12 protein-coding genes are annotated in these 10651 nt (G+C 62.3%); 8 read left to right on the top strand and 4 right to left on the bottom strand.

Translation table 11 applies throughout. The features are described from left to right. The first annotated feature begins 2 nt into the window (after positions 1-2). Positions 3-1022, top strand: a complete 1020-nt coding sequence (gene hemB, locus M7F93_RS09690; RefSeq protein ID WP_298172607.1) for a porphobilinogen synthase — start codon at positions 3-5, stop codon at positions 1020-1022. Positions 1023-1063: 41 nt separating this feature from the next. Next, entirely contained in the window at positions 1064-1720 is a 657-nt protein-coding gene (locus M7F93_RS09685; RefSeq protein WP_298172604.1) for a TonB family protein, read from the top strand. A 13-nt stretch (positions 1721-1733) separates the two neighbouring features. Here M7F93_RS09685 and M7F93_RS09680 read toward each other — a convergent pair whose 3' ends face one another. Then, entirely contained in the window at positions 1734-3110 is a 1377-nt protein-coding gene (locus tag M7F93_RS09680) for an MFS transporter (protein ID WP_298172601.1), read from the bottom strand. Positions 3111-3268: 158 nt separating this feature from the next. Here M7F93_RS09680 and M7F93_RS09675 point away from each other — a divergent pair, with 158 nt between their 5' ends. From M7F93_RS09675 to rfbB, 6 genes are all read left to right on the top strand, one after another. Further along, the gene (locus M7F93_RS09675) at positions 3269-3493 is read left to right on the top strand and encodes an AbrB/MazE/SpoVT family DNA-binding domain-containing protein (protein ID WP_298172600.1); all 225 of its coding nucleotides are present in this window, start codon (positions 3269-3271) and stop codon (positions 3491-3493) included. A 2-nt stretch (positions 3494-3495) separates the two neighbouring features. Next, positions 3496-3927 carry a putative toxin-antitoxin system toxin component, PIN family gene (locus M7F93_RS09670; protein WP_298172597.1) on the top strand — a complete coding sequence of 144 codons (432 nt, stop codon included), beginning with the start codon at positions 3496-3498 and terminating at the stop codon, positions 3925-3927. A gap of 138 nt (positions 3928-4065) precedes the next feature. Continuing rightward, positions 4066-4950 (top strand): glucose-1-phosphate thymidylyltransferase RfbA, encoded by an 885-nt coding sequence (rfbA, locus tag M7F93_RS09665; protein WP_298172594.1) that lies wholly within the window; start codon positions 4066-4068, stop codon positions 4948-4950. After that, positions 4947-5495 (top strand): dTDP-4-dehydrorhamnose 3,5-epimerase, encoded by a 549-nt coding sequence (rfbC, locus tag M7F93_RS09660; protein ID WP_298172591.1) that lies wholly within the window; start codon positions 4947-4949, stop codon positions 5493-5495. Before rfbA ends, rfbC begins: the two co-directional genes overlap by 4 nt. After that, on the top strand, positions 5492-6388 hold the full coding sequence (gene rfbD, locus M7F93_RS09655) for a dTDP-4-dehydrorhamnose reductase (protein ID WP_298172588.1): 897 nt from the start codon (positions 5492-5494) through the stop codon (positions 6386-6388). Before rfbC ends, rfbD begins: the two co-directional genes overlap by 4 nt. A gap of 19 nt (positions 6389-6407) precedes the next feature. Beyond that, entirely contained in the window at positions 6408-7550 is a 1143-nt protein-coding gene (gene rfbB, locus M7F93_RS09650; protein ID WP_298172585.1) for a dTDP-glucose 4,6-dehydratase, read from the top strand. A gap of 33 nt (positions 7551-7583) precedes the next feature. Here the strand turns inward: rfbB and M7F93_RS09645 are convergent, their stop codons facing one another. The 3 genes from M7F93_RS09645 to M7F93_RS09635 all read right to left on the bottom strand — a co-directional run. Beyond that, on the bottom strand, positions 7584-9038 hold the full coding sequence (locus tag M7F93_RS09645; RefSeq protein ID WP_298172583.1) for a mannose-1-phosphate guanylyltransferase/mannose-6-phosphate isomerase: 1455 nt from the start codon (positions 9036-9038) through the stop codon (positions 7584-7586). Beyond that, complete coding sequence (gene gmd, locus M7F93_RS09640) at positions 9035-10066, bottom strand: GDP-mannose 4,6-dehydratase (protein WP_298172579.1); 1032 nt, start codon at positions 10064-10066, stop codon at positions 9035-9037. Before gmd ends, M7F93_RS09645 begins: the two co-directional genes overlap by 4 nt. Continuing rightward, on the bottom strand, positions 10063-10651 hold a 589-nt coding region (locus tag M7F93_RS09635), incomplete at its 5' end, for a GDP-mannose 4,6-dehydratase (RefSeq protein WP_298172576.1). The genes gmd and M7F93_RS09635, both read right to left, overlap by 4 nt.

Below are 10651 nucleotides of genomic sequence, written 5' to 3'. Positions count from 1 at the left end.
GCATGGGTGCAGAGCTTGGAGCCTGTTGCATGAACCTGCTCAATCTGCCGCCCCGCCACGAGCCCCGCCGCCTGCGTCGCCATCCGGCCATGCGCCGGATGTTGCGTGAGCATCATCTGCGCGCGGCGGATTTCATCCTGCCGGTCTTTCTGGTGGAGGGCAAAGGCGTCCGTACGGAAATCTCCTCCATGCCCGGTGTTTTCCGTCACAGCATCGACTCGGCGTTGCAGCTCTGCGCGGAGGCCGCGGCGCGGGGCGTCTCCGGGGTGCTACTGTTCGGCGTCGTTGAAGATCACTGCAAGGATGCCACCGGCGCTGCCTCCTGGGAGGCGGAGGGGCTGGTGCAACGGGCCATTCGCGCCATTCGCGCCGAATATCCGCAACTCCTGATCATTGCCGATGCCTGCTTTTGCGAATATACCGCCCACGGCCATTGCGGTGTCCTGGATGCGGGCGGTGATCGTGACGATTACGCCACTCTGGAAAACCTGCAGCGACAGGCCATCTCTTATGCAGAAGCGGGGGTGGATGTCGTCGCCCCTTCCGGCATGGTGGACGGCATGGTGATGGCTACCCGCGAGGCGCTGGACGCGGCGCAGCATCCGCAGGTCAGCATTCTTTCCTATGCGGTCAAATACGCCAGCGCTTTTTATGGCCCTTTCCGCGATGCGGCCGACAGCGCGCCCCAGTTCGGGGACCGCAAAGGCTATCAGATGGATCCGGCCAATCGGCGTGAGGCGTTTCGCGAGATGACACTGGATATTCAGGAGGGCTGCGATATGGTGATGGTAAAGCCCGCCATGGCGTATCTGGACATCATCCGTGACCTCCGCGAGCGCTGCGACCTGCCGGTGCTGGCTTATCAGGTGTCCGGTGAATACAGCATGCTGCAAGCCGCCGCCCGCGCCGGTTGGCTGGATCTGCAGAGCAGTGTCCTGGAATCGCTGTTGGGCATCAAAAGGGCCGGGAGCGACGCCATCATCACCTATTACGCCCTCGCCGCCGCTGACTGGTTGGGATGAAGCCGTCGCGACGCGCATTTGCCGCGCTGCCGTCGCCATCCATGGGGTTAATCGCGCCGGTATTGGATGTTCTCTTCCGGGTACGTTGGTTTGGGTCCGCCGCCCTGGTCGGTATCATGCGCGTCCTGCGTTTGCGGCCGGAAGACCTCGATACCCTGTTCCCCTGGGTCTTGCTCTCCATGGTCATCAACGTGCTGGTCTGGCTAGCATTGTTGGGAGGGCTGGCGGGAACCCTGCCTGAAAAAACGCCCGTCAGTTCGCTGGTGGAAGTTTCGTTGACGCCGAACCTGCTCCGTCCCCAGATTACCTCGCCCGCGGTACCCGCGCCGCGCAGCCCGGACGGCATTCTTCCGGTCCGTCGGGAAAGCGTGCCGTCAACGGCGTCACCGGCAGCGCGGGCGGTCGCATTGACTGCCTATCTGAAGGACTGGGAAGGTCGAATCATGGCACTGGCCCGGAAACATCTCTTTGCGGGAGGTCATCCCGTCCTCCCTCAGGGACGCGTCGTTGTCGCTGTCACTATCGCCCCTGACGGGCAACTGATGGAGATCGAGATGCGGCAAGGATCGAAGAACGTCGCGCTGGTAAACGCCGTCGATACGATCATTCGGGAGGCAGCGCCCTTTCCGGCCTTACCCGCCATCTGGCAGTACCCGCCTACCCCGTTGCGTATTGTGCGGACCTGGAGCTTTGAGTAGAAAACCCATTCAATCAGGGTATTGCCACCTGTTTATCCACGCATTCCAAGTCTTCCAGGCTTTTCTGCCGTGATTCCACCCCATAGATCAGGGTGGCGAGCATCCCCAGCAGGGCCACGATGGCCATGACCACCAGGACTAAGGGTATTCCCCAGCTTTTTTCAAAAACAGGAAATAATACCGCCGAAATGAAGGCCCCCAGGCGGGAAATCCCCGTCGCCAACCCTGCCGCGCTGGCCCGCAATTCCGTCGGAAAAATTTCTACGGCGAGCGCAAAAACCGTTACCGCCGGACCGATGCCCACACCCAGGGAATAGACCGCGGCACCCGCGTAAATCCCGACAATCCAGCCATTCCAGGAGCACAGCGCGAACAGTCCCAGCCCGAGGGACATCAGACCAAAGCCAGCGCTTTGCAAGGGAATCCGGCCCCAGCGGTCGAGGCGGGAGAGGATATAAATAATGCCCAGAGCGGAGATCACCAGAAAGCCGGCATTGATGGCGGCGGCGGCCCCGTTACTGCCGGCCAACCCGTTGCTGCGCAACACCATGGGAAAATACAGACCAATGCCCAGACCCACCACATCCAGGCAGAACCAGGGGAAAATGCTGAGCACCAGTCGGCGCAGCCAGACTCTATGCAGCAGCACCCGCCACGACTGGCGATGCCCCTGAAAAGCCGTCAACTGCGTGCTGAGTTCGGCGGACGTGTACTCCGGATAGAGCCGGGTCAGGGCCGCGCGGGCCGCGCTGGAATGCCCGTTACGCGCCAACCAGCGCGGCGATTCCGGGAGGCCGCGCCGTAACCACAGGAGGCCGAGCGCGGGGACGACCGCGCTACCCAGCATCCAGCGCCAGGAGTCATCCCCGGTAAACAGCAGGACCCAGCCGACACCGGTAGAAAGCAGAGCGCCAACATACCAGGCCAGGTTTACCCGGGCGAAACGATTTCCCCGGTTTGCGGGCTGGCTGTATTCCGCAACGATGGTCGCTACCAGCGGATAGTCGAGGCCGATCGCCAGGCCGGTCAGCAAGCGACCCAGGAAAAGTATGGAGACATCCGGGCTGAAAGCGCTGACCAGAGCGCCGATGACATAGAGGAATATGTTGGGGAAAAGCAGTTTGCGGCGACCGAAACGGTCGGTGAAGACCCCGCCCGCCAAGCCCCCCAGCAAAGACCCGAGTAACGCCATGGCCATGAGCAGACCGGTTTCGGCCGCGTGCAAATGCCAGGCGCTGTGCAACGGGAGCAGAACCACGGCCATGATGCTGAGGTCGTAACCGTCCAGCAGCATCCCCAGCATGGCGGCGCCCAGCGCGTGCCCGCGCTGCTGGTCCGTCCCGGGCTGGTTGCGGACGTTTGCAGTGGACAGGCCACCCTGTCTGTTCATGATGATCCCTTGCTATGTTGACCGGACAGAGGGGCTAGCTTATGCCGTTGAGGTGCCATCGCTCAAGCCGGGGACAGCCCCCACTGTAGTTGGTGGCCCCCGGCAATATGGAGTATTGTATCCCGGTTTCCTTTCTTCCTTGTTTCGGAGGGGTCAACATGTTGGCCAAAATGACATCCAAGAATCAGATTACATTGCCCAAAGCGGCAATTCAGCAGGTGGCGTCAGCGCAATACTTTGAGGTAGAGGCCAAGGACGGTCATATCATCCTTACTCCCGTCCGGTTGCAAAAAGCAGATGCGGTGCGGGAAAAACTCGCCTCTATGGGGATCGGTGAGGAAGATGTGGCCAATGCCGTCCGCTGGGCTCGCCAGAGGGGTTGAGCATGGCTCCGGTACCACGGGTCGTCCTGGACACGAATCTTGTTCTGTCGGCGCTGGTGTTCACTCAAGGGCGGGTAGCATGGCTGCGCGACGCCTGGCAACGGGGGCGACTCGTGCCCATCGTTTGTCATGAAACGGTGACGGAGTTGCTGCGGGTGCTGGCTTACCCGAAGTTCAAGCTTTCCCGGGCGGATCAGGAAGAATTACTTGCTGATTTTCTTCCCTACACCGAAACCGCATTGATCCATGACCCGCCCAGTAATCTGCCTGTCTGCCGTGACGCGGCCGATCAGATATTTCTCGTGCTGGCCTGTCAGGCGCAAGCATCAGCATTGGTGACGGGCGATGCAGATCTTCTCGCCCTGCGGAAGTTGAGTGCTTCCAGGATTCTCACAGCGGAGGAATTCAAGGCGATAATGGATTCAGAAAGCTGATCGCCTTCGAGCGCTTGTGGCTGGCATCATCAAGGTTGCCCAGGCGCCCCCGGCCACATACAATTGCCGCGACAGCAACAAGGTGATAGGCAACGTATCCCCGCCCATTGATAATTTCTCTCAACTTGAGGCCGCGCCATGCAACGTAAAGGGATCATCCTCGCCGGTGGCTCCGGTACCCGGCTCTATCCGTTGACCCAGGCCGTCAGCAAGCAACTCATGCCGGTCTATGACAAGCCCCTCATCTACTACCCGCTGGCGACCCTTATGCTGGCGGGTATCCGGGAGATGCTGATCGTCTCCACCCCTGATGATTTACCACGTTTCCAGCAGTTGCTGGGAGACGGGAGCCAATGGGGTCTTTTTTTCCAGTATGCGGAGCAGGCGCGCCCCGAAGGGCTGGCGCAGGCCCTGCTGATCGCCGAGGAATTTCTGGCGGGGAGCCCCTCCGCGCTGGTGCTCGGTGACAATGTGTTCTACGGCCACGAGATCAGCACAACGCTGCAAGCCGCCAACACCCGCGATACCGGCGCCACCATCTTTGCCTACCATGTCGCCAATCCGCGTGCCTATGGTGTCGTCGAGTTCAATGCCGACGGCCAGGCCATCGGTCTCGAAGAAAAACCGGAAACTCCGCGCTCCTCCTATGCGGTGACCGGCTTGTACTTCTACGACGGCGACGGCAGCAGGATGGCCCGGGAAATCCGCCCCTCGGCACGCGGCGAACTGGAGATTACCGACCTCAACCGCCTCTACCTGCAGGAAAGGCGGTTGCAGGTAGAGGTGCTTGGTCGTGGCACGGCCTGGCTCGACACCGGCACCCACGCGGATCTGCTCAACGCTGGCCAGTTCATCCGCACCCTGGAAGAACGCCAGGGACTCAAAGTTGCCTGCCCCGAAGAAATCGCTTACCGCATGGGCTACATCGATGGTGAAGCCCTCAGTTGTCTCGCTGCCCCCTTGCAAAAGAGCGGCTACGGCGATTATCTGTTGCGCATTCTCAGCGAAGGGCGCCACCCATGAAGATGGAGGCCCTCGCCATTCCGGAGGTTTTCCTCATCACCCCCAGAGTTTTTGGTGACGCCCGGGGGTTTTTCATGGAAAGCTGGAACCGGCGCGCCTTCGCTGAGGCCGGACTGGATCTCGACTTTGTGCAGGACAACCACAGTCGCTCCCAGCAGGGCGTGCTGCGTGGGCTGCATTACCAGATTCGTCAGCCCCAGGGCAAGCTGGTGCGTGTCGTGAGCGGTGCGGTTTTTGACGTAGCCGTGGACCTGCGCCGATCCTCGCCCTATTTCGGGCAATGGGCGGGTGCCACCCTTTCCGCGGAAAATCAGCAGATGCTCTGGGTGCCCCCCGGTTTTGCCCACGGCTTTTATGTGCTCAGCGAGTCGGCCGACTTTCTCTACAAAACCACGGAGTTTTACGCTCCGGAAGCAGAACGTTGCGTGCTCTGGAACGATCCGGATATCGCCGTTGACTGGCCATTGCTGGCTGGTAATCCACCCCTGCTGGCTGGTAAAGATGCCGCAGGACTCGCTTTGTCCGCGTGCGAGACCTTTCCATGACGACCCTGGCCGGAGAAGCCGACCGATATCGCGTGCTGCTGCTGGGCGCGCAAGGCCAGGTAGGCTGGGAGTTGCAACGCAGTCAGCCACCCTCAGTCATGCTGCATGCCCTGGGACGCCAAGATTTGGATATTTGCGATGCCCGCAAGGTGCGGGCGGCGGTGGAAAGTTTCCGGCCCGACTGTCTCATCAATGCCGCCGCTTACACCGCCGTGGACCGTGCCGAATCTGAAGCCGATATGGCCTATGCCATCAATCGTGATGGTGCCGCCCACTGCGCCCTGGCCGCCCAGGCGTGCGGAGCCCGCCTGATCCATATCTCCACCGACTTCGTCTTCGATGGCGCGCAATCCACCCCCTATCAACCCGACGCGCTAGTAGCTCCCCTCGGTGTCTATGGCGGCAGCAAGGCCGCTGGTGAACAGCAGGTACGGGAAATCCTCGGTGACACCGCCCTCATTCTGCGCACCGCCTGGGTTTATAGCGCCCACGGTAGCAACTTCGTCAAAACCATGCTGCGTCTCCTGGCCGAGCGCGACGTGCTACGGGTCGTGGGTGACCAGACTGGCACCCCGACCTGGGCCGCGGGTCTCGCCCGCGCGATCTGGCGCGCCATAGATCACCCGGATTTTACGGGCATTCAGCACTGGACCGACGCGGGCGTGGCCTCCTGGTATGATTTCTCCGTAGCGATTCAGGAAGAAGCCGTGGCTGCGGGACACCTGCAGCGCAGCATCCCCATAGAGATGATTCCAACGAGCGGGTATCCCACCCCCGCCCGCCGCCCGGCCTATACCGTGCTCGACAAGTCCACCAGCTATGCCACGCTGGGTCCCGCGCCCCACTGGCGGGCGGCGCTGCGGCAGATGCTGGCCGAACTCAAAGAAGCCTGATTCCAATAAGGAGCACCCGATGTCCGTCACCGTCGATCCTATTAGTGACAAACGCCTGCTGGTCACCGGTGCTGCCGGCTTTATCGGTGCCAACTTCTGCCACCACTGGCTACGCAAGCATCCGCATGCCACCCTGGTTGCGCTGGATGCCCTCACCTATGCGGGCAATCGTCATAACCTGGCCGGACTGGAGCAGCACAGCGGTTTTCGCTTTGTCTCAGGGGACATCAACGACGCCCCGCTGGTCGAGCGGCTGATGACCGACCATCACCTCAACGTCGTGGTCCACTTCGCCGCCGAAAGCCATGTGGATCGCTCTATCCACGACCCTGACGCCTTCATCCAGACCAACATCATCGGCACCCATAACCTGCTGCGGGTGGCCAAAAACCTCTGGCTGGATGGTCCGCAAGGCCGTATTCCCCACCGTTTTCATCATATCTCCACGGATGAAGTCTACGGCACCCTTGGTCCTCAAGACCCGCCTTTCCGCGAAGCGACGCCCTATGCACCCAACTCCCCCTACGCCGCCAGCAAGGCGGGAGCGGACCATCTGGTGCGCGCCTATCAACATACCTACGGACTCAGTACCAGCACCAGCAACTGCTCCAACAACTACGGACCGTATCACTTTCCCGAAAAGCTGATCCCCCTCATCATCGTCAACATCCTGCATAACAAGCCCCTGCCACTTTACGGCGATGGTCGCCAGATTCGCGACTGGCTTTATGTGGAAGACCATTGCCGGGGCATCGCCGCGATTCTGGAGCAGGGCCGGGAAGGGGAGAGCTACAACATCGGCGGCTGCAACGAATGGGCCAATATCGACATCGTCCTGCTTATCGGTCAGATCATGGACGAACTTTTCGCGAGCGATCCCCGGTGGTTGCAGGCCTACCCGCATTCAGCGGCGGCGCAGGGCCGCAAAAGTGCCGACCTGATCCAGCATGTGCGCGACCGGCCCGGTCATGACCGCCGCTACGCCATCGACGCCGCTAAAATCACCCGCGAATTGGGGTTTCAACCGGCCGTGGATTTCCCCACCGGCATCCGCCAGACCATCCGCTGGTACCTGGAGCACCCGGAATGGTGGCGCGCCGTCATGGACGGAAGTTACTGCCAATGGTTAGAACGGCAGTACGAAACGGTTCATGCGAGTTGAAATCAAGCGACTGCGCCGCCTTCCATCGCGGGATTAGGATGTACTTTTATAGGGCGCCCGCCCGTAGCGGTCGTCGAAGCGCACGATGTCGTCCTCGCCCAGGTACTCGCCGCTCTGCACCTCGATCATGACCAGATCGATCACGCCGGGATTCAGTAGACGATGCGGGGTACCTGCGGGAATGTAGGTGGACTCGTTGGTGTGGACCAAGCGATCCTCGGCGCCGTTGACGATCTTGGCGGTTCCCGACACCACGATCCAGTGTTCGCTGCGGTGGTGGTGCATCTGCAAGGACAGGGCCGCGCCCGGCTTGACCAGGATGCGCTTGATCTTGAAGCGCGAGCCCTCCTCCAGCACCGTGTAAGTGCCCCAGGGGCGGTGGACGGTGCGGTGCAGGTTATGGGTCTGATGGCCGCGCCGCTTGAGTTCGGCCACGATCCGCTTCACGTCCTGATCGCGGTCCTTGCGGGCGATGAGGAGCGCATCGGGGGTATCCACCACGATCAGCTCCTCCACGCCCAGCAGGGCGGTCAGGCGGTCCGCGCTATGGACGATGCAGTTTTGCGCATCCTCCAGCACGCTCTCCCCCAGCACCCGGTTGCCGCTGGCGTCCTCGGCGAGCAAGGCGCCGAAAGACGTCCATGAACCGATGTCGCTCCAGCCGAAACCTCCCGGCACCACCGCCACCCGGTCGGCATGTTCCATGACGGCATAATCCACGGAGATATCCGTCACCTGCGCGAAGGCCGGCGCCAGCTCCCGGAAATCCGTCTCGCAACGCCCTTCGGTCCAGGCGGCGCGGATGTCCTTATCGAGTTGCGGCTGATAACTCGCCAGGGCGGACAAAAACGCGTCCGCGCGAAAGCAAAACATACCGCTGTTCCAGGTGTAACCGCCCTGGGCGAGAAAAGCCGCAGCGGTAGCCGCATCGGGCTTTTCGACAAAGCGGCGCACGGCAAAACCCAGCGTACCGCCCTCCCGGATCAGGGCTTCGCCACCCTCGATGTAGCCATAACCGGTTTCCGGCCAGGCGGGCGTGATGCCGAAGGTCACCAGATAGCCTGCTTCGGCCAGACGCTGCGCCCGCGCGACGGCGACGGCAAAGGCGGCCTGATCCTGCACCAGATGATCGGCGGGGAGCACCAGCAGGGTGGCTTCCGGCCCGCCCATCGCTTCCGCCTGCAAGGCCGCGGCGGCGATGGCCGGGGCCGTGTTGCGGCCCACCGGCTCCAGGAGATAGAACGCCTCCCGCTCCGCTGCCCCAGCCACCTGCGCATAGACATCTCGGGTCTGGAAGTAATATTCTCGGTTAGTGACGGTGATGAAACGGGTCACCTCCGGCAGGGCCAGCGCCCTTTGTACGGTCTTTTGCAGCAGCGTCTCGCCATCGGGCAATTGCAGGAAGGGTTTGGGATGGCTCCGGCGCGACAAGGGCCAAAGGCGCGTGCCGGCGCCGCCGGAGAGGATGACGGGGATCAATGGATTCATGCAACAGCCTCTCTCGCCACCCGCCGCAAGTCGGCTTCGGCCATCATCCGCACCAGCGCGTCGAACGGTACTTCCGGCTTCCAGCCCAATTGCTGATTGGCTTTGCCCGGATCGCCGATGAGGATGTCCACCTCGGCGGGGCGGTAGAAGGCCGGGTTGACGCGGACGATGACCTTGCCGCTCTTGCGGTCGATGCCCTGGGTCTGCTCGTTCTTGCCTTCCCAGGCCAGATCGAAGCCCGCGTAGGCGGCGGCCTTTTCGACGAACGCCCGCACCGTCCAGGTCTGGCCGGTGGCGATCACGTAATCTTCCGGTGTGGGCTGCTGCAGCATCAGCCACATGGCGCGCACATAATCGCCCGCGAAGCCCCAGTCGCGCTTGCTGTCCAGATTGCCCAGTTCCAGCACGTCCTGCTGACCGTGACGGATGCGCGCCAGGGCCAGGGTGATCTTGCGGGTGACGAACTCGGTGCCGCGCAGGGGGGATTCGTGGTTGAAGAGGATGCCGCTGGAGGCGTGCATGCCGAAACTCTCCCGGTAGTTCACCGTAATCCAGTGACCGTAGAGCTTGGCGACCCCGTACGGGCTGCGCGGGTGAAATGGCGTGCGCTCCGACTGTACGGCCTCCTGAATCTGGCCGAACATCTCGCTGGTGGAGGCCTGATAGAAACGCGCCTGGGGGTTGACGATGCGGATGGCCTCCAGCATTTTGACCACCGACGTGCCGGTGACCTCGGCGGTGAGGATGGGCTGATCCCAGGAGGTGCCGACGAAGCTCTGGGCGCCGAGGTTATAGACTTCGGTGGCCTGGGACTTTTCCATGGCGCGGATCATGGAGGAGAGATCGATGAGGTCACCGTCCAGCAGACGCACCTGACCGGCAATACCCAGCTCGCGCAGGCGGCCCTGAGTGTCGGTGCCGCGGCGGGCGATGAGGCCGCAGACCTGGTAACCTTTTTCCAGCAGCAATTGCGCCAGATAGGCGCCGTCCTGGCCGGTGATGCCGGTGATGAGGGCATGTTTCGTCATTGTAGTTGTTTCTCCCAGTCGTTCAGTAGATCTTGAAGGCTTTGCTCAATGGTTATCGCCGGTTGCCAGCCGGTGTCCCGATGCAGGGCCTCAAAACTGGCGACCATGCGCCGCTGTTCGGCGGGGCGCAGGCGTGCCTGGTCCTGCTCCATGCGCGCATCCACCCCGGCGAGGACCATCAACCGCCGCAGCAGGTCGCGGATATCATACTCCCGCCCCGAGCAGACATTATAGACCGCGCCATTCCGGCCTTGCTCCAGCAGCAGGCCATAGGCGCGCACCACATCGCGCACGTCGGTGAAATCGCGGGTGACGTCGATGTCGCCCACCTGCAGGACCGGCGCGCGGCGGCCCAGGCGAATCTCCATGACCTGTTTGGCGAAATCGGCGATGGCGAAGCGCGGACTCTGGCCGGGGCCGATATGGTTGAAGGGCCGCACCATGATGATCGCAAAGCCGGAAGTCTGGCTCCACTGGTAGCACAGCGCCTCGGCGGCCACCTTGCTCACGGCATAGGGATTGCGGGGGTGCAGGGGGTGATCCTCGCGCACCGGCAGGGCAGCCTCCGCCACCTGCCCGTAGATG

The organism is Acidithiobacillus sp., assembly GCF_027322205.1.
Taxonomy (GTDB): domain Bacteria; phylum Pseudomonadota; class Gammaproteobacteria; order Acidithiobacillales; family Acidithiobacillaceae; genus Acidithiobacillus.
The sequence above is the reverse complement of the archived record's forward strand: the minus strand, read 5'-3'. Positions and strand labels throughout refer to the sequence as shown.